We start from the raw sequence: 21,279 nt of genomic DNA on the forward strand, positions 1-21,279 counted from the left end.
TTCCTGAATATTTAAGGAGGCCTTACTCTTGAAACAAAACCTGAAAAACGAATACCTTTCCATCCCGAATCTGATGGGATATTTCCGTATTCTCCTGATTCCCCTGTACCTTTATCTCTATATCTGCGCAAAGTCTTATCGCCTTGCCATTCTTATTATGCTCTTATCCTTTTTGACCGATTTTCTGGACGGAAAAATCGCCCGGCGCTTCGATATGGTCACTGAATTTGGAAAAATCCTGGATCCCGTAGCAGACAAACTGACGCAAGGCGCTCTCGCACTAGGGTTTGCCCTCCGTTATCCTGCCGTCGTCATCCTGCTTCTGGTGTTTCTTATAAAAGAACTGTGTATGGCAGTTCTGGGAATCTATATGATGAAGCGCGGCTACCGGATGGACGGCGCGCAGAAGCACGGAAAACTCTGCACTGCAGTCCTTGATTTCACCATGCTCCTGCTTTTGGTATTTCCGGACATCGCCTATTTTACTGTCAACCTGCTGTCCGCCCTGGCAATCTTTGTCATGCTTTTTTCCCTTGTAAAATATCTCAGGATGTACTGGACAGCTTACCGTAACCTGAACAATTATAACTCTGAAAAAAATAATACAAAAGCCAAAAAATTATGGAAAATGTTATTAGCCGTAATTCTTCTGACACTGCTTTACGCATCCGCTGTCATTCTTCCATATACCAGGCAGCCAACCGTTTCAGAAGAAACGGTACAGAGTTTCCAGGCATCTGACTTTTACAGTGAATCCGACGGCGTGGAACGCGCAAAAGTAATTTCCGACAACGGAGAAGCCCTCGCGGAACGCGTGCGCCTGATTTCCCAGGCAAAAGAAGAAATCATCCTCTCTACCTTCGATTTCGACGCCGATTCCAGCGGAAAAATCCTTCTCTCCGCACTGCTCGACGCCGCAGACCGGGGTGTGCGTGTAAACATCCTGATTGACGGCCTGGCATACACCACAGGAATCCAAGGAAACCCCTGGTTCCTGGCTCTAACGGAAACTGACAACGTAAACCTCAAAGTATATAATCCGATAAGCCTTCTGAAACCCTGGACGCTTATGGGCAGGCTGCATGACAAATACCTGGTTGCCGATTCCACAGCCTATATCCTCGGCGGCAGAAACTCTTATGACTATTTTCTCGGAGATCAGGAAGGCTACAAAAACTATGACTGGGACGTGCTCGTTTCCACAAAAAACTCTCCGGACTCCGGCTCCATAGTCCAGCTTCAGACCTATTTCCATTCTATCTGGGAACTGCCCGACTGCCGTACCGCAGGAAAACAACGCTTATTTAAAAATCATCCCGCCGTACAGGAATGCCGCCAGGAACTCCGGAATCTTTATCAGCAGACACAATCAGGGCACAAGGACTGGTTTGCCCCCCTGGATATTCTGACAGCCACTGTTCCCGCCCGCAGCATCCGGCTTGTCTCCAATCCCATCCATGTACGTGCAAAAGAGCCTGTTGTCTTTTACACCATCACGGAGCTGATGAAGAATGCAGACGAATCCGTCATTTTCCATACTCCGTACATCATCTGCAATGACTGGATGACAGAGCGGCTCAAAGAAGTCTGCACACATGTTCCCCGCGTACAAATGATGACCAACTCCATAGCCAACAATGGAAATCCCTTTGGCGCTATGGACTACCGTGAAAACAAAGCACGGCTTCTGGATACAGGGCTGCAGATTATGGAATATGACGGCGGCATCTCCTACCACGGAAAATGCTTCGCCATCGACAGCCGGATATCCGCCATCGGCTCCTTTAACTGGGACATGCGCAGCGCCTACCTGGACACAGAACTGATGCTAATCATAGACAGCGAAGAGCTGAACCGCCAGCTGCGCAAAGAAATGCACAAATATGAAAAAGACGCCCTGAAAGTTAAAGATGCTGATTCCTACGAATTGGCGGACGGCCAGTCGCCCCAGCTGATGGCTTCGCAAAAAAAGTTCAGCATCGATATGATTCGGCGCTGGGCTTATTGGGCAAGATTCCTGATGTAAGACATATTTTGATTTGATTTTTAAATTTTGTATTGACAAACCTCCAGACTTGTTGTATTATATAACTCGTGAGTTGCAAGCGCAGCTTCCCAACAAATCAAATCAGATATTGATTTGGATGCGGAAGTGGCGGAATTGGCAGACGCGCAGGCTTCAGGTGCCTGTGGTAGCAATACCGTGTGGGTTCAAGTCCCATCTTCCGCATGAACAAAAAAGAAACTTCGGAAATCGAGGTTTCTTTTTTTGTTCTTTTAATTGATACAATAAAGCAGTATGAAAACATCTCTAAAGCTCATACCAACACACAACAAAGCGATTCGTAAAAAAGGAACCGCCCACCGCGGTTCCTCTTCAAACTTTATTATTAAATTTACGCAACTTTGCTCTTTGCCAGCTCAGCCAGTGTTGCAAAACCTTCTGCGTCATTTACAGCCATATCAGCCAGGACTTTTCTGTTCATCTCTACTCCGGCCAGCTTCAGACCATACATAAACTTGCTGTAGGATAATCCGTTGATACGTGCGGCAGCGTTAATACGTGCAATCCACAGACGTCTGAACTGACGCTTTTTCTGCTTCCTTCCTGCGTAGGAACTTGCCAGCGCCCTCATAACGGACTGCTTTGCAATCCTGTACTGTTTGGAACGGGCACCTCTATATCCTTTTGCCAGCTTTAATGTTCTGTTATGTTTTTTCCTAGCGTTCATTCCACCTTTGATTCTTGCCATTTCTCAAATCCTCCTTCGCCTGATTTTATAAATACGGTAAAATCTTCTTCATGTTCTTTACGTTTGTAGCATCGGTAATCGCTGCTTTCCTCAGGTTCCTCTTCCTCTTAGAAGATTTCTTTGTTAAGATATGGCTCTTATAAGCTTTATTTCTTTTTAACTGTCCTGTACCTGTCTTTTTGAAGCGCTTTGCAGCAGCTCTGTTTGTTTTCATTTTTGGCATTGTATATGTTCCTCCTTATTTGTATATTTATCTATATACAGCCCTCTCCAGCTTCTACAGCGCTGGAACCTGCCGTACCCTTTTAACACGAAACGCCCTTATGAACGTTTCTCCGTTAAAAACATCACGATGCTTCTGCCTTCTACTTTCGAAGGCTTCTCTACAACAGCGATATCTGCCAGCTCCTTTGCGAAATCATCCAGGATATGGCGGCTGGCATTCATATGCGCCATCTCACGTCCGCGGAACCGCAATGTAATCTTAACTTTATTCCCCTTCTGGATAAACTTCCTGGCAGCGTTTATCTTTGTACTCAAGTCGTTGCTGTCAATGTTCGGTGAAAGACGCACTTCCTTCACTTCAATGATTTTCTGCTTCTTCTTTGCTTCTTTTTCTTTGCGCGCCATTTCATAACGGTACTTTCCATAATCAATAATCTTACATACCGGCGGCTTCGCTGTGGGAGCAATCTTTACCAAATCCAGCTCCGCTTCCTGCGCCCTTTTCATCGCTTCTCTCGCGGACATAATACCTAACTGCTCTCCATTCTCTCCAATCAGACGGATTTCCCTGTCCCTGATCTGCTCGTTAATCATTAATTCGCTAATAGTCGTGCACCTCCATCAACACTTTCAATCTCTCCATCCAAAAAAGTGGATAGTCAGACTATCCACTCTAAATATCTACACAGAAAACTCTCGTCCGAAAGCCCTATGTTCCATATTAACCGACAGTCGCCTCCTGCGCTGCGGTGAGAGCGGATACTCTTCTTTATTTTCTAACCTCTGCTACTTTACCACAATTACATTTTTCTGTCAACGATTTTTGCAAGTTTTACCTGCCTTCCCTTAAAGTCTCATTGCCATCTGGAACAAACGGCAGGTCATCCTTAGCAAACTCCAGGTTTACAGCTCCTGCCGTAAACCTGGGATTTCCCATCTCTTTACTTTCTCACCTTTACTTTTGGTGAAAGACCCTTTTTCTTTAACAGTTTCTTGTAAGCAGACAATTTCTTTGCCGGCACTTTAACCTTCAGCTTTTTATAGCTGCTGCTTCCCGCCTTGGTAAATGCCTTGCTTCCGACTTTCTTTGTCGTAAGTTTTGTAGTCTTTATCGTGATACTTTTCAGCTTCTTGCAGTTATAAAACGCCTTTTTCCCGATTTTGGTTACCTTCGCCGGAATAACCACAGAGGTCAGAGATGTACAGTTCATAAACGCATTATCCCCTATGATCTTTACAGAAGCCGGGATTTTAACCTTTTTCAGTTTTTTATTACCTTTAAAGGCATTCGCTTTTATCGCTGTTACCTGATATACCACCTTATTAATCGTTACTGCCGAAGGGATCGACACGGACGCCGCATTTTTATTTCCGGCTTTTGTAAATTCCACGGCAGAACCTGCTGTTACGACAGTATAGACGCTTCCATCTGCCGCAGTGAGCTTCGTTCCTGGTTTGGGCAGATTTTGCGTTGATGGTTCTCCATCCTCATCCTCATCTGTATCATCCCAAGAAGTGCCGGGCTCATTTCCGCCTGCGCCCTGTAATCTTATTTCTTTTTTGTTACACTTAAGACACCATCTTATTTCCTCTCTTATGCCAAACCTAAACCATTCGCTCCAGTTATGTCCTGCCGGAATGATTTCCTGCTTTCTCTCCCCGCACCTTATGCAAGTATAGATACAGATTCCACCTTCTTCACAGGAAGTCTCCTTTTCAAACACCCCGCCATTCCACATGTGCGAACCTTCACAGGAATCCGATATTGCCATGTTTTCTAAGCGATATGGATTTACTGTATAAAACCGTACGCTGTTCCCGTCAGACACATACCATTTCACCACACCGTTACCCGTTACAGCCGGTTGGCAGTCTGACAGGCGCATGTCTGTCTTTATGATATCCGAGATTTGATTTCCGTCGCCATCAACAGTTACCATTTTTGTCCAGACAGTATCCACACCTTCGTAATGCTCCTCCCACAGAATAAGGAACTGCCAGTCATTCATCTTGACAAGCTGCGGCGTCCCCGGCACAACTCCGTCTGTTTTTTGGTAATCCGTCAGCCAGGCAATCTTGTTTTTTGTCAGGCTCTTACTCGTAACTGTCAGGAAAATATTCCTCTGCCCCGCCGCAGAATAATTTTCTTCACTTGTCTGATCCACAGAATTTCCCACAATCAGACAATTATCTGCTGAAAGTTCAAAACCTCCCGCCGATACGCCCGTTGCATTATTTCCAAAACCTCCCTGTATAGGCAGGGGAAGCGTATAGCGGACGTCTGTGATTTCTCCGTCCACATCTGCGCGTGTCAGAGCTATTGCCCTGGGGCCTCCGTCGCCGTGATCCACACGGTACACATACGTACCGTCTGTCTGGACAAATTGATTGAACGAATGACTCACATATCCCGCCTGGGAAATGTTCAGCATATCGTAATAAGATTGCAGTTCTGTCATATCTGTCTCGTTTACAACATAGGTCATGTTCGCCTGGTGATGCAGCCCATCGCTTGACAGATACATTTCATGGCACGTATGGATATAAAGCTTTCCATCGGTTTCCGCCATACGCAGCGAACCGGCGTCAAATGGAATATAGGTGTTCGCGCCATATACCGAATATTGACCCATCTGCTTCCAGTCCTTTGAATACTTTACAGCGCGCATGATTTCACAGCTGTCGCTTTCCTGCTCATTTTCCTGTCCAAATACCAGGAAATTGTAATCTTTCCCTGCAAAAAATCCTCCAAACAGCGGAAGCGGAGATTCTATCGTCCGGCTGTTTATACGGCTGCCGTCTTTCGAATAGGTTTCTACCAGAACCCCTCTGTCTCTGATATACTCCACTCTCTCCAGTGTCTGGTTTTCTCTTTCCGTCAGATACGAATTTACAGGGCGGCTCCATACCTGGTAATTATTAAGAGAAATATTCTGGCTCACCGTTCCATTAGAAGTAACAACGCCGCCCTCCTCATTTGCGCCCTCTCTTTCCTGTACTGTAACGCTATGGCTGGCTCTCAGAGTTCCGCTGATATTTGATACCGTAATCTCCACCGATCCTGCTTTCCATGCCGTCAAATCTCCGTTTTCTGATACGGATGCCGTACGCTTATCCTCGCTGCTCCATTCATAATAAGATGTATATGGTTTATTGTGGTTTATTGTCAGGCGCTGGGACTCGCCTACCCGCATCGTCGTTTCCCCTGTGATTTCAATTTCTTCAGGGTCGCTCCAGTCTACCATTTCCACATAGTAGACATCATTTTCTTTCTCAATCAGAACCAGCGTTTCGTCCATCCAGAACATATTGAACACATAATGGGCAGTGTTATACTCTGCGGTGCGCTTGCCCGTTTTTATATCATATTCTGTCAGACGCCGTCCATTTTCATATAAAATCAGGCTGTCATGTCCCTCATGGTAAACCGTCCGCACACCAATACTGGAGGTATCGCTGTAGCTGCTTTCCTGCTCGTATTCTGTAGGTTCTCTTAAATAACTTTGGCAAATGTCGAGATTCTCCGAATGAGAATCCATCACCCGCACCACGCCAAGCAGTACGCTGACTGCCGTCAGATAACGACCGCCGAGCAGAACCGCATTATTCTGATGCTTCTTATATACATCCTGGCAAAGATATATAATATTGTCCATCTCCCGTGTAATGATTCCGCTTTCCGTAAACGAACTATATACGTCTACGCGTTTTATCACGTTATCTGTAACATTTCCCATACGAAGCGCAAGACCCGGATGCGAATATCCCCAGGAATAGTAGTCATAAGACACCTCTATATAGAAATTTCCGTTTGTACTGTCAAATCCGTTAAAGCGGTATACGCGGGTTCCCGAAGCCATCCAGGAAAGAAGCGTTCCCTCCGGGCTAAACAAGAAAACTCTGTGGTCATACTGGTTGCTGCTGTTATCCGCCGCAACATAAATGCGCCCCAGATCATCCGCGCCCACGGCTGTCGCCGTATATCCTGGTATATAGACCGTTCTGTCTACCTTTCTTTTCAGCAAATCATAAACTGTGCACTGCTGCCGGTATACGATATACAGCTTTTCTCCTGCGCTGTAAGAACAGGTAACCCCTGAAAATGTATACACCGGAGTAACCTGCTTCGCTGACAGCGAGTAAAAACTAAGCTTATTTCCATTCAGGAAATAGATTCCATTCTGCTGTGCGCACGGAATCTGCACCGTCTCGGTACTGACAGACGTATAAGAAAGCGCTTCCTGCGGCAGTTCCGTCACTTCAGCCTGCGGAATCTCATAAGGCTCGCCCGTAACGATAAATCTTTTCTCTGCCTGATAAACGCCGTCCCGGCTCCTTACAGAAACCGTAACCTCTCCTGGACGGTACGCCGAAAGCGTCCCATCTGAGGCAATCCCGGCTATCTCCGGCGCGCTGCTCGTCCATTCAAAATCCAATGCAAGCGCCGGGTCAAGCTTCGCATTCAGCTTCAGCGTATCTCCCACTGCAAGGGTTTCTGTTTCTGCTTCCAGCTCCAGGGTCTGAACGCCTGTCAGCTCATCCAAATCCACCCAGCTTTTCTCTTCCGGGTAGCTAAGATTCTCCATCTTATCTGTCCATCCCTGCCTGGAAAAACCACAGTAAATCGTAATTCCCTCTGTATTTACAGCGCTATAAGATCCAAAACCCGGCGCATTCCCTTCAAATATCAGATTCTTCAGGGAAATACATCCCGAAAAAGCTCCATACCCAAGATAACTCAGCCCCTCCGGAAAATATACGCACCGCAGGTTCCTGTTTTCACTCGCCGCATAATTTCCGATTCTTGTTACACTTTCTGGGATGCGGAGCGTTTCCTGTGGAAAATCCCCTGGAATCATCAAAAGCTGTGTTTTTTCTTTATTATATAAAATCCCGTTATCCGAACAATAGCTCTCATTCTCTGACGCCACTTCAACAGATTTCAGACTGCTGCAGCCACCCAAAATTTCTGAACCAATAGACGAAACCCCCTGTGGAATCTCCAGGGAACCCAGCTTCGTACATCCTCTAAAAGCATAATTCCCAATCGCCGTAATGCTGCCCGGCAGGCTGACCTCTTCCAGCTTATCCAGCTCGTAGAACACATATGCCCCAATAGAAGCAATTCCCTCCTGAACCGTTACAGAAGTAATGAAGCCCCGGTAAGCCTTAAAAGGCGATGCTTCTTCCCCATAAGAAGTGTAATCCTTCATAGCGCCGCTTCCGCTGATTACCAGCTCCCCGGTTTCACTATCCAGCGACCATGCTGCATCTTCCCCGCAAGAGCCGGAAAGCGCATCCAGCGGAAGAAATGTCACATTATTTTGTGTATCCTCCGCATAATCCTGTGCCGCCGTACCCGTGTATCCTGCCAACGCTATATGCATCGGAAGATATGTTCCGCTGCTCCCATTTACACAGTAATACCCAAAAGCCCGCGCGCCAATCTCTGTCACGCTTTCCGGAACACTCACCTGTGTCAGTGCAGTACAGCCAAGAAATGCACCCTCGCCAATCGACGTCACGCTTTCCGGAATCGTAACCCGTTCAACAGAACCCAGGAATCGAAAACCAAACGGCGTAATGGAAACCACTCCGTCCGGAATCTGAAGCTGTACAGGATTATCAGCCCCCTGGTAGGTATATGCTGCTTTTCCAAGTACTACGACGCCATCCTCCTGTGCTCCCAGAAACGGCGTTCCCCGAAACGCATCTTCCCCGATCCATTCTACACCCTCCGGGACTGTCACCCGTTCCAGTGCAGCGCAGCCCTCAAATACGGAATTTCCAATGGAGCGCAGGCTTTCTGGAAGCTCCACCTCCACAATCTCTTTATGATTTTTAAATACTGTGTCCGCGATTTGGGTCACGCCCTCCGGCACCGTTACCGACGTGCCGCTGCCGTTGTATTGATAGAGCATCCCATTTCCCAGTATCACGAATTCGTTTTCCGAAAGACTCTCCTCATAGGCAGTACCGCTGAATGCATTCGCGCCAATCACAGCCAAACTATCCGGCAATGTAACTTCTGCCAGGCTGCTGCAGCTTGAAAACGCCCCTTCTCCGATAGATGTCACGCCTTCCGGTATCTCAATGCTTGTCAGGGCACATCTTGCAAATGCACTTGCCCCTATTTTCTGAATCCCTCTTTGGAACACCACTTCCCGTAATTTTCTGCAGTTTGAAAAAAGGCTCTCCGATACTTCTGTAAGCCCGGATGGCAAAGTTACCCTCTCCAGCTCATAGCACTGTGTAAACGCGCCCCTCCCAATCTCCGTCACACTATCAGGAATCTGAATCTCCGCAAGTTTCCAGGCGTCAAAAAAAGCGGAAGCCCCGATTGTTTTCAGTCCGGCAGGCAGGCTTATGCTCTCCAGATTATAACAGTGCAAAAAAGCATCCTGCCCAATCGCCGTCACATTTGACGGAATTACAATTTCCTTTAAGTTTTCACAACTTCGAAATGCGCTGCTGCCAATCCGGGTCACGCTTCCCGGCATACGGACTGTCCTCAGCTTCGTACAGCAGTATAAGGCATAATTTCCAATCGATGTGATGCCATCCCCAACGATTACCGAAGTAATCCTGTCCCGATACAAATAAAAAGGTGAATCGGAAGCAGAACCCATACTGTCTGCCATATCGCCGGAACCGCTAAACGTAAGCGTTCCCGTTGACAAATCAAGGGAATATGTAATACTTTCCCCGTAAGCGCCCGTCACTGTATCCGTGTCAGCTATTCCTGCTTCCCGCGCTTTTACTCTACTTTTCTCTTCTTGTCCGTTTTCTTCATCCACCAGGTTCCATTCCGTATTCTTATCCAAAACACCTCTGTTTACCTGTATCCACCCGTCGTCCGGCTCTATCGGCGCTTCTTCCGTAAACGCCTTTTCCACGCCCGGATTCACCGCTTCCCTGTCAGATCCATCCTCATGCTGTACTTGCCAGCTTTCTTTCCTCCCTGCTTCCTCTGCCGCTTCTACTCTTCCCTGCGCGGCTCCTGCCATACATGGCTGCAATGCCAAAGCCACAGACAGAAGTATAGAAATTACTCTTTGTTTCATAATTTTTCCCTTCTTCCTTTATATATGCAAAGCCTTGCTATTATCATTTTTATTATAGTACAGAAAAAATACAAAGTCTACTACCGCTCCCTAATATTACAGATTACGTACTTTTGTAGATTCTGCCTGACTGTTTTGCTTTTTCGACCAACCGTTCTATTGAAACATTCCTGTTTTCTTACTATAATATAGAAAAATTTATTAATTTTTAGGAGGTGCCACATGTTACTGAAACTCTCAACTCTTTCACATCTGTGGAAACGTGGTCTGGGTATTTTCACTGCCGGAGCTATGGTAATTTCTATGCTGCCGTCTCTGTCGCTGCCCGTCTCTGCCGCTGCTACCACAAAACCTTCTCTCCTGAAAGCCGGGAGCATCCCTGTCAGCGAAGAAAACTTCACGCGGAACGAACCTTTTGCCAGGGGCACGGCAGGCTGCGAGCGTTTCCGCATTCCTGCACTGATTACCCTGCAGAACGGAGACCTTCTGGCTACCGCAGACGCCAGGTACGGAGTTGTTGACGGCTCTGATGCGCCTGACGGCGGCGGTCTGGACAGTATCGCTTCCGTATCCAGCGATGGAGGAAAAACCTGGTACTACAGCTTCCCATTTTACTTTCCGGACAGCGACGGCTATCCCGGAAACAGCACCAAGGCAAACGCCACCACCATCATTGACCCAGGCGTTGTGGAAGGACCCGACGGCACGATTTACTGTATTGCCGACGTAAACCCCACGGGTGTTACCACCATGTCCGGATTTAAATCTCCCGGAGCCGGAACCGGCTATGTGGATGTAAACGGCACGCTGCGTCTCGCGCTTACATCCGATTATTCCAAATCTAACAACCGCCCGGACGAGGCTAATGCAGGCTACGAATATTATGTAGGTGATTTTGACGAAGAAGGTTTTGCCCCTGTCCTCAATATGGAAGACGGGACTCCCTCTAAATATGGCGTCGATGAGTGGTACAACCTCTACTCCGTTGAAAACGGCGAATATAAAGACACTCTGCGGCAGGTTCAGGTTAAACAGGAAAGTACCGACGAAGATGAGCCGGATGTTATGGTACAGCAGAATGCATTCTATGCCGGTTCTGACCTTCATGTGTACCGGACAGGCTATATTATGTCTGTAGAATCGAAAGACCACGGACGTACCTGGGACAACCCACAGATTCTAAATACACAGATTAAGAAAGAAGGAGAGACAGCCCTCCTGGTTTCCCCCGGAAAAGGAACGACAATCAGCAATGGCGACATCACAATTGGCTTTTATAAAACAGAAGGAGGCGAACAGGCCAGTATGGTATATTCTACTGATAATGGTTCCACCTGGCAGCGCACGGAAAATATTCCTGCAACTGAAGATTACACCTGTTCTTCCGAGGATGAAATCGTAGAGCTTGAGGACGGCACTCTGCGTATGTTTTTCCGCCGCGGCGGTTATAGGAACCCTGTTGGAACTCTGGCATATGCCGACATCGTAAAACAGCCTGACGGCACTTATGAGATGGGCGCTCCCAAAGCAAGTCCCGCCTCCCACCAAACTGGCTGCAACCTCAGCGCGATTTCCTATTCCAAAAAAATAGACGGCAAGCAGGTGATTCTGGTTGCATGCCCTTCGGGTGTGCGTGCAAACGGCGTCATCCATACCCTTTTAGTAAACGATGACGCAGAGCACTCTATGGAGCTTATCAACACCTTCAAAATCCCCGAAGGACAGGGCGGCTACGCAAGTTTCGTATATTCCAGCCTTACAGAACTGGAGGATGGCAGCCTTGGCCTGCTCTGGGAGCCAAACCACTACGCTATCCGTTTTAGCAAATTCGACATCTCAGATGTAATTCCAAATAAGAATATCGAAGGAAGTACTACCAAGATAAACCTTGAAAGCGGAGACACTTTCTCAAAAGTTTACACCTACGAAGGAAACATCACCCAGGCGCCGGATAACCAGGTTGTATCTATAGGCAAAGAAAATACCCACTTTGCAATGTACGACCACACCAGCAATGTTGCTTCCAGCCTGGACAGTTTTTCAACAGAAGCTAACCTTTCCCTTCTGCCTTCTGATGCAGAATTTACGTTTACAGGTTCAGGAACTACATGGACAATAAAAAATAAATCAAAAAAATTATACCTGACAAACGATAATTCTGCGGAGGCATTTTTCTCAACTACTGCTGCTAACATGACTGTTACGCCGACTGCCGGGCAGAACACGTTCCGCATCTGCAAAGAGGACGGAACACGTTATATTACTTTTAACAATCCTAACATGACCTTTAACACAAATGAAAATTACACAGATGGCGATAGCAAATATGAAATAGTACTGCTTGAAAAGCAGGACAAGGTTTCAGAAACTGATACCATTCCGGGTTACAAACAGGTTTCATCTATTACAAGCGGAAAGAAATACCTGATCGCACACCTGCAGGATAACAAAGCGATTATCCTCTATCCCACAAACGGTACGGCTGCGCAGACCAAACTCCTGAATCCTGCTGTTTCCGTCAACAACCCCACGCTCACCTTTACCGGACTTGGCGAAGGATATACCACAGCCATCATTGACGGAGTCCGTTATCAGATTCATGTAACAGAAGAATACGGTGAGGCAGACTCTGGCTGCAGCCACAGTATCGCGATAAAAAATGCAATGCCTGCATCCTGTGAAGATGAAGGGTACAGCGGAGATAAAATCTGCAGCCTCTGCGGCGGCCTTGTTGAATCCGGTGAAGAAATCCCCTCCCTTGGCGGGCACAAATGGGACGAGGGAACCATCACAAAAGAAGTTTCCCGTACAGAGGATGGTGTAAAAGTGTACACCTGCCAGAACGACGCCTTCCATAAAAAAACAGAAATCATCTACTCATCGGCATTTTCCCTTCTGGCAGATGCATGTGAGGAAAGCGAAGTTTTGATAGAAAATTTAGATATGTACGAATCCGTCGGCGCTGTAATATTACAAACAGCTTATGACTCTGCACAGAAAGCCCTTTCCGGCAAAAATGCATCCCGCGCAGAAATGTACCGCCTGGAAAACCTTCTGCGCACTGCAAAAAATGCTCTGAAACCAAAGACTGTAGAAACTCTCAAAGAAGAACTGACCCAGGCAGTAACTGCAGCACAAAAGGACGCCGCTTCTCAGGGCGGAGTTTCCGCTGATATCTGGAACACGTTCCAGGATGCTTTGCAAAAAGCCTCTGCACCTGTCCCGGATGATGCAACTGAAGAAGATATCTGGACACTGCTGAAAAATCTGAACCAGGCTCTGAAAGACCTGAACGACGCCAAAGAAATGCTCGTGGCTGAAGCGCTGGCCACAGCAAAAAATAATTTAGCTGCCGCTGTTTCGCAGGCAAAAGGCATTTATGCAAAGGGACAGGGTAATTATACCCCTGAAACCTGGAATGCATTCGCCGCAGCGTACAATGCTGCCGCAAACCCACCGGCAAACGCAGATGCTTCTGCCCTGAAAACACTGTTAGACAACCTGACGCGCGCACAGGGGAACCTAAAACAAACTGCTCCCGTACCCCAGCCTGAGCCTATAACCAAAAAAGGGGATATCCTTCCTTATAAGGGCGTAGACTACAAAGTTCTGGATGTAAAAAAACTGACAGTTTCCGCAGCAAAATGCCAAAATAAAAAGGCTGCTTCTGTCACAATTCCTGCGACGGTAAAAATTAACGGAAAATCCTACAAGGTCATTCAAATTGACACAAATGCATTTAAAAACTGCACAAAACTCAAGCAAATTACTATTGGCACAAATGTGGCTTCCATCGGAAAAAACGCATTCCAAGGCTGTAAGAAGCTGGGCAAGGTAACACTAAAGGGAACGAAACTCAAAAACATTAAATCTGGCGCATTTAAGAAAACTTCATCTAAAATGACTGTAAAAGCGCCGAAAAAACTCAAAAAGTCCCAGCGTACCGCTCTTCTGAAAAAGATGAAAAAAGCCGGTATGAGTAAAAAAGCAAAAATTAAATAAAACGGCTGCCCGGGTATCACCCGGGCGGTCTTTTATTTTCATAATTTTTTGAAACCATTTCCGATATTTTTAAATTTCCTAAATTTAATGATTTCATTTATTTTCTTTCTTCTATTGAAAGAATTTTCTTTTTTTATTATAATAAGATTATTAACTTAACAGGAGGTTTTATATGATAAACAAATTTTCACAGATGTGGAAACGGGGTCTAACCATCGTTACTGCAAGTACCGTGGCGTTTTCGATGCTCCCTGCTTTTTCACTCTCCTCTTCCGCTGCGGCTACAGACAAGCCTGTACTTAAAAAAGCCGGAAGTTTATCTGTATGTGAAGAGAATGTCACACAGAACCAGCCCTTTGCTACAAATACTGCCGGCAGTAAAGGATTTCGTATCCCTGCATTAATTACCTTGGAAAACGGCGACCTTTTGGCAACTGCCGATGCCCGGTGGGAAAGATTTGCCGACGGCGGCGGACTGGATACCATTGCATCCGTATCCAGTGATGGAGGAAAGACCTGGAATTACAGCTTTCCTTTCTTTTTCCCAGACAGCAATGGATTTTCCGGACATGATTCTAACCCTCTTTGGAGCGACGCTACGACTATTATCGACTCCTGTATCCTGCAGGGACCGGATGGTACCGTTTACTGCTTTGCAGATGTAAACCCCACCGGAGCTACCACTCTCTACCAAAACCAGGCGCACATAGACCCAAACAATTCAAATATCCTTCGCTATATAGGTAATAACCCGGCTCTTCCATGCACAGGAAGCGTAGGAACCGGAACAGGATACGTGACAGTAGACGGGAAACGCCGTCTTGCGGTGACAGAAGATTACACCAAAGTCATGACGGAACCATCCGACACAGATTTACAAACATATCCTTACTATGTAAGTGACTTTACGGACGGATTCGCCCCTATTCTTTCAAGGTCAGACAACTCTCCTACAGGTTTTGGCGTAGATGAATGGTATAATCTCTATACAATAAACGATGACGGAGAATATATTGATGATTTAAAACAAATGCAGGTACGTTCTGACTCCATTAATACAGATCCTATTGGTGAAGTACAACAGAACATATATTATGAGGATTCCAAATTCCACATTTACTGCGTTGCCCATATCTGGATGGTAACTTCCAATGACAATGGAAAAACCTGGACAAATCCGCGGGATATTAACGACCAGGTAAAAAGACGCACCAACGAACACGCCATCCTCGTCTCACCCGGACAGGGAATGGTCACAAGTGATGGAACGATTGTATTTGGCGTATACGACAACTCTGGAAATATCACGGGAGAACAGGAAAATGCCAGTATCGTCTATTCCTCCGACCGCGGAAATACATGGAAACGAACAAACGATGTGCCAAATATGTGGTCTTCTGAAAATGAAATTGTAGAAATAGAGGATGGCAAGGGTACGCTGCGCATGTTCTTCCGCAACGGGAACAGTAAAATATGCTATGCTGACGCTGAGAAAAATAACAAAGGTGAGTATATTTTTAAGAGAACTGTAATCACGAATATCCCTGCGGGTTCCGGCTGTAACCTATCTGCTATTTCTTATTCAAAGAAAATCAACGGGAAACAGGCTGTCATGGTTGCATGCCCCAGTACAGGACGCTCCAATGGTAAAATACACACCTTCCTGGTAAACGATGATGACCGGCACACGCTGGAACTGCTGAATGCCTATGCACTCGGAAGCGGCGGATATGCTTACTCCTGCCTGACAGAGCAGGCCGACGGTTCTCTTGCCCTTCTGTGGGAAAAAGGAAATAACGGCGGTATCTTCTTCAATAATTATGATATCCAGGATGTTGTTCCCAATGGAATCATTGACAGCACTCCTGTAAAAATGGAAGTTGCCGAAGGCGAAACCTGTACAAAAACCTTTACACACGAAGGAACCGGTACAATAAACACACAGCCAGACGCTTCCTGTGCGTCAGTATCCACCCGTCAGGAAACTACTTACGCACTGTACGAACACAGCGGGACTGCTGTCGCTTCCAGTTTAAACAGTTTTTCCTCAACTCCCAACAAATCACTGAATCTTGCAGATGCAGAGTTTACCTTTACCAGCTCAGGAAATTACTGGCACATTAAGAATGAAGCAGCCAACAAGTATCTGACAAACACAAACGCCTCTACCTTCTTTAATGATTCTGCCATAAATATGAAAGTAACCCCAACGGCTGACAGCGATCTTTTCTATCTCTGCCAGCACAACGATTCAAGATATGTCATATTCCATACTCCCAGCATGACCTTTAATGCAAACAGTGGTTTTACTGCAAACGACGTCAGCTATGAGCTGGCTCTTCTGGAGAAACAGGATACTGTCTCCGATGACGACGTAATTCCGGGATATAAACGATTGTCCAGAACATCCGGCATCACAAGCGGCAAGCGTTACCTGATTGCCCGTATCTGGGATGAAAATAACATTATCATCCTGTACCCCACAAACGGTACAAACGCACAGACAAAACGTGTAGATCTTACAAAGCCGCTTATAACTACCTTTGTTTCTATTACCGGAGTCGGCGAAGGACACACCCAGGCTGTTATTGACGGCACACCTTACAGCATTCGGGTAACAAAAGAGCATCCTGCACTGGCAGACGGATGTTCACATACCCCTGTAGAAAAAAATAAGCTGGAGGCATCCTGCATCACGGCAGGCTATACCGGGGATTCCATCTGCTCCAAATGTGACGGCATCATAACCCCCGGAGAGGTAATTCCTGCCCTGAGACATGAATGGGATGAAGGTTCTGTCAGCAAACCTGTTACGGAAACAGAAAACGGCGAACAGATTTACCACTGCCGCCGCGATGAGTCTCACACAAAAACTGAATTTATATATACTTCCGCATATTCCGAGTTTATGGAAAAATACGAAAACTCCAACAACACAAGCAAAGATGACGGGCTGTATACACCAGAATCCCTGAATTCTCTCAAAGCTGTCTTGGCAGATTGTAAACAAGCAACAGACGGCAACTTAAGCCTCCTGAAATTGTACGAAAAAATAGAGGCTTTAGAGACTGCCAAAGCAGCTCTAATCAAAGTGTCTGCGGAATCCTTAAAATCTGATTTGGCTGCAGCATTAAACATTGCAAAAAAAGACACACAGCCGCCTTCAGGTATTTCAAACGACATTTGGACAGAATTTTCAACCGCTCTCACAAACGCAGAACAGGCGGCAGACAGCGAAAGCGCTGATGATCTCTATGCAGCCCTCAAGGCTCTGACTCTGGCTCAGCAGAAACTGGACAGCGCGAAACTTGAACTGGCAAAATCAAACCTCACAACAGCAGTTGCTGATGCACAGAGCATTTATGCCGCAGGCTCAGCAGGCTACACGCCTGATAGCTGGAAAATATTTTCGGACGCCTACAAATCTGCCGTAAACCCACCTGCCGACGCAAGCCCGGCAGATTTGGCAGACCTGCTGGCAAACCTGAAAAATGCACAGAACGGCCTGAAAAAAATTACGAATCCTGAACCTAATCCTGCTCCTAATCCCGAACCGCAGCCGTCGCCGCAGCCTGTCACAAAAAAAGGAGATAAGATTACTTACAAAAATGTAGAGTACAAAGTTCTGGATGCAGATAAAAAGACCGTTTCCGCAGCAAAATGCAAAAATACAAAAGCCGGTTCCATTACCATACCAAACACAGTAAAAATCAACAGCGCAGACTACAAGATTATCCAGATTGACGCAAAAGCCTTTAACGGATGCAAAAAGCTTAAACAGATCACCATAGGCGCAAACGTATCCTCCATTGGAAAGCAGGCCTTTAACGGCTGTAAAAAGCTCTCCAAGGTTACGCTCAAAGGCACAGCGCTGAAGAATATCAAAACAGGCGCTTTCAAGAAAACCTCCACAAAGATGACGGTAAAAACTCCAAAGAAAATGAAAAAGACACTGCGGAATGCACTGCTTAAGAAAATGAAAAAAGCAGGCATGAGCAAAAAAGCAAAAATCAAATAAAAGCATTAAAAAATACAGGGATTCACGACTATTGGCGAATCCCTGTATTTTTAACCATTTCTATTTCTGGAATGTGCTGCACTCTGTCTGCTCACATTTGCATGCAGACGCACCGGAAATTCCAATTTTATCTGCATCACAGACACAATCTTTATTGTACATACACTCACAAGCCTCACAGGCAACCTCAATCTTCTGGGATGGCGTACCCATAGAGCTTTTCGCTCCTTCGCTGGTACGTGCCCGGAAACTGGTACAGCAGGTTTCCTCAGAAGTCTCGGCGTTATCGCCGCCTACCTTGATATCTCCTTTGCTGCAGTACATCCCATTATTGTAGACGCAGCTCTGTGCTGAACAAACTAATGATGGCATCGTCATGGCCTCCTTCATTACATATATTAAACGAATACACTATAGTATTTGCCACGACAACATTTTTATTCAGAAAATCTACGGAAACAGCTGCGTTTTATTCTGCTGCTTCTACTTCGCGTATTTGTCTTCCTGATATTTCCTTTTTTATATCGTCAATAAACAATCCAAGGGCTTTCTGTCCCTCATCTCCGGCAAAACGGCTTCTTACAGAAACAAGATTTCCTTCTTCCTCCTTCGCGCCAACTACCAGCATATAAGGAATCTTTGCCAAACGTGCTTCACGGATTTTATAGCCTATCTTCTCACTTCTGCTGTCCATTTCTGCACGGATTCCCGACTCCTTAAGCGTATCCAGCACTTTGCCCGCATAATCCATGTATTTTTCAGAAATTGGAAGCACACGAACCTGTACCGGGGACAGCCATGTAGGGAATGCCCCTGCAAAATGCTCAATCAGAATACCGATAAAACGTTCAATTGAACCAAACGCCACGCGATGAATCATAATCGGCCTGTGCTTCTCCCCATCTGCCCCAATATATTCCAAATCAAACCGCAGAGGAAGCTGGAAATCAAGCTGAATCGTTCCGCACTGCCAGGTCCGGCCAATAGAATCCTGAAGATGGAAATCAATCTTGGGACCATAGAATGCCCCATCCCCTTCGTTTACCACATAGTCCAGTCCCAGCTCATCCAGTGCGCCTCTCAAGGCATCTGTAGCCATCTCCCAATCCTCATCGCTTCCCATGCTGTCCTCGGGACGGGTAGAAAGCTCTACATGATACTTAAATCCAAACAGGCTATAAACCTCGTCAATCAACCTTGCCACACCCTTAATCTCATCCTTAATCTGATCCGGAGTCATAAAGATATGTGCGTCATCCTGCGTAAAACAGCGCACACGCATCAACCCGTGGAGCTGTCCTGATTTCTCATGCCTGTGAACCATTCCCAGTTCCCCCAGACGCAGAGGCAGGTCACGATACGAACGCGGCTCCGACTGATATACCAGTATGCCTCCCGGACAATTCATAGGTTTAACCGCAAAATCCTGCTCATCAATCACCGTAGTATACATATTTTCCTGATAATGCGCCCAGTGTCCCGAAGTCTCCCACAGACTCCTGTTCAGGATAATCGGAGTAGAAATCTCCTGATATCCATTCCTGCGGTGAAGCTCATGCCAGTAATCCAGCAGCACATTTTTCAGTTCCATTCCTTTCGGCAGGAAAAATGGGAAGCCCGGACCTGCTTCGCTCATCATAAACAGCCCCAGCTCTTTTCCCAGTTTTCTGTGATCACGCTTTTTGGCTTCTTCCAGCATGGTCAGGTATTCTTCCATCTCCGCTTTCTTTCCAAATGCAGTTCCATAGATACGTGTGAGCATTTTGTTATGCTCATCTCCCCGCCAGTACGCGCCCGCCAGATTCGTAAGCTTAAATGCTTTCACCGGCTTTGTACTCATCAGATGAGGGCCTGCACAGAGATCCACAAACTCTCCCTGGCTGTAAAAGCTGATTTCCGCATCCTCGGGCAAATCCCTGATTAGCTCTACCTTATACGGCTCCGCACGTTCCTCCATAAATGCGATAGCTTCCTCTCTCGGTTTGGTAAATCTCTCAATCGGCAGAGCCTCTTTAATAATCTTCTTCATCTCCGCTTCAATTTTTTCCAAATCCTGGGGCGTAAACGGAATTTCCCTGTCCATATCATAATAAAACCCATCTGCAATAGACGGCCCGATTGCCAGCTTTGCATCCGGATAAAGACGTTTCACTGCCTGCGCCATAATGTGGGAAGCTGTGTGGCGGTACGCCGCCAATCCCTCAGGGTCGTTTACTGTCAGGATATTCAGCTCACAATCCCTGTCAATTATGGTGCGTAAATCCACGGTTTCACCATCCACCTCGCCCGCACATGCCGCACGCGCCAAACCTTCGCTGATATCTGCTGCAATTTCATATACGGATTTACTCTCAGAATACTCCTTTTTGTCGCCGCTTTTCAGTGTGATAATCATTTTCGTTTCCTCCTTCTTAATATAAAAGCCCCTTTCTGCACATCTCTATGCAAAAAGGGGCGATGTTTCATCGCGGTTCCACCCTGCTTGTTTCTTTCAAAACCACTTATTTCTGATGATAACGGTATCACCGGACCGTATTAAGGCCACTCAGAGGCGGTATTCAGATATTTCCGGCATAAGACGCTCCCACCATATACATCTCTCTCTGCATGCTTCCATATCTTACTCTTCTCTTCAGCGTGTTTTCTCTTTTCTCATTCATTATAACACCGCCCGGAGATTTGTCAACGGTTAAACATCCTGTATTTTTTTATTTTCTTTGCAAGGTTTTGATACCCTGAATCGTGTTATTATTGAAAAGCTAAAATAGAAACAAGCAAGATAGGAGGAATTGGAAATGAAGATTTTAAAAAAAGCCGGCGCAGGAATTATGGCCGCCCTGCTGCTGACAGCTAATTTATCCATGCCTGTCATGGCTCATGGACATGGAAACCGCCATAGGACCAGCTACTGTGATGGAAGCGGTTACTATAATGAAAATGGCTACTGCGATGGAAGCAGTTACCGTAACACAAATACTTCCCGCGCCAAGACAAAAAGAACCTATTGTTCTTACCATGAAACTTTCCACAAAACCAAAAAAAGCTGCAAAAATTATTGTAAAAAGCACAAAACAACCCACTATAACGGCAAAAGACATTCTTTGAAGAAGCATCATTCGAACCACCATCGTTAAAAGAGCAGGTAGTGTAAATAAGTTTGTGTTTTTGGAAATAAATGGCTCCTTTTTGGTAAGAATTAGGATATGGAAATTCTTAT

Annotated in this window: 10 protein-coding genes, 1 tRNA gene and 1 other annotated feature; of the genes, 5 read left to right on the plus strand and 6 right to left on the minus strand. The window is 46.1% G+C overall.

Annotation, left to right across the window (positions count from 1 at the left end):
* Nucleotides 1-28 precede the first annotated feature (28 nt).
* Nucleotides 29-2,026, plus strand: a complete 1,998-nt coding sequence (locus tag NFR99_RS09120) for a phospholipase D-like domain-containing protein (protein ID WP_251353463.1) — start codon at nt 29-31, stop codon at nt 2,024-2,026.
* 120 nt (nt 2,027-2,146) lie between these two features.
* Nucleotides 2,147-2,230: transfer RNA gene (locus NFR99_RS09125), tRNA-Leu, on the plus strand.
* Nucleotides 2,231-2,396: 166 nt separating this feature from the next.
* Here NFR99_RS09125 and rplT read toward each other — a convergent pair.
* From rplT to NFR99_RS09145, 4 genes are all read right to left on the minus strand, one after another.
* Nucleotides 2,397-2,753: a 50S ribosomal protein L20 gene (gene rplT, locus NFR99_RS09130; protein WP_120483877.1), complete on the minus strand. Its 357-nt coding sequence runs from the start codon at nt 2,751-2,753 to the stop codon at nt 2,397-2,399.
* 25 nt (nt 2,754-2,778) lie between these two features.
* A complete protein-coding gene (rpmI, locus tag NFR99_RS09135; RefSeq protein ID WP_120483878.1) occupies nt 2,779-2,976 on the minus strand; it encodes a 50S ribosomal protein L35 in 198 nt (65 codons plus the stop codon).
* 98 nt (nt 2,977-3,074) lie between these two features.
* Nucleotides 3,075-3,572 carry a translation initiation factor IF-3 gene (gene infC / locus NFR99_RS09140; protein WP_120483879.1) on the minus strand — a complete coding sequence of 166 codons (498 nt, stop codon included), beginning with the start codon at nt 3,570-3,572 and terminating at the stop codon, nt 3,075-3,077.
* Nucleotides 3,573-3,919: 347 nt separating this feature from the next.
* A complete protein-coding gene (locus NFR99_RS09145) occupies nt 3,920-10,042 on the minus strand; it encodes a leucine-rich repeat protein (protein WP_251353464.1) in 6,123 nt (2,040 codons plus the stop codon).
* A 222-nt stretch (nt 10,043-10,264) separates the two neighbouring features.
* Here NFR99_RS09145 and NFR99_RS09150 point away from each other — a divergent pair, with 222 nt between their 5' ends.
* Both NFR99_RS09150 and NFR99_RS09155 read left to right on the plus strand, forming a co-directional pair.
* Nucleotides 10,265-14,044 (plus strand): leucine-rich repeat protein, encoded by a 3,780-nt coding sequence (locus tag NFR99_RS09150; protein ID WP_251353465.1) that lies wholly within the window; start codon nt 10,265-10,267, stop codon nt 14,042-14,044.
* Between the two features lie 172 nt (nt 14,045-14,216).
* Entirely contained in the window at nt 14,217-18,062 is a 3,846-nt protein-coding gene (locus NFR99_RS09155) for an exo-alpha-sialidase (RefSeq protein WP_251353466.1), read from the plus strand.
* Between the two features lie 60 nt (nt 18,063-18,122).
* Here NFR99_RS09155 and NFR99_RS09160 read toward each other — a convergent pair whose 3' ends face one another.
* Both NFR99_RS09160 and thrS read right to left on the minus strand, forming a co-directional pair.
* Entirely contained in the window at nt 18,123-18,434 is a 312-nt protein-coding gene (locus tag NFR99_RS09160) for a DUF1540 domain-containing protein (RefSeq protein ID WP_120483883.1), read from the minus strand.
* Between the two features lie 97 nt (nt 18,435-18,531).
* On the minus strand, nt 18,532-20,457 hold the full coding sequence (thrS, locus tag NFR99_RS09165; RefSeq protein WP_120483884.1) for a threonine--tRNA ligase: 1,926 nt from the start codon (nt 20,455-20,457) through the stop codon (nt 18,532-18,534).
* Between the two features lie 52 nt (nt 20,458-20,509).
* Nucleotides 20,510-20,707: a binding site (T-box leader), on the minus strand.
* Nucleotides 20,708-20,857: 150 nt separating this feature from the next.
* On the opposite strand from thrS, the gene NFR99_RS09170 reads away from it, so the two are divergent.
* Nucleotides 20,858-21,196, plus strand: coding sequence for a hypothetical protein (locus NFR99_RS09170; protein ID WP_251353467.1), 339 nt, complete (start codon nt 20,858-20,860; stop codon nt 21,194-21,196).
* Nucleotides 21,197-21,279: the final 83 nt, after the last annotated feature.

The organism is Hominisplanchenecus murintestinalis (assembly GCF_943193015.1).
Taxonomy (GTDB): Bacteria; Bacillota; Clostridia; order Lachnospirales; family Lachnospiraceae; genus Hominisplanchenecus_A; species Hominisplanchenecus_A murintestinalis.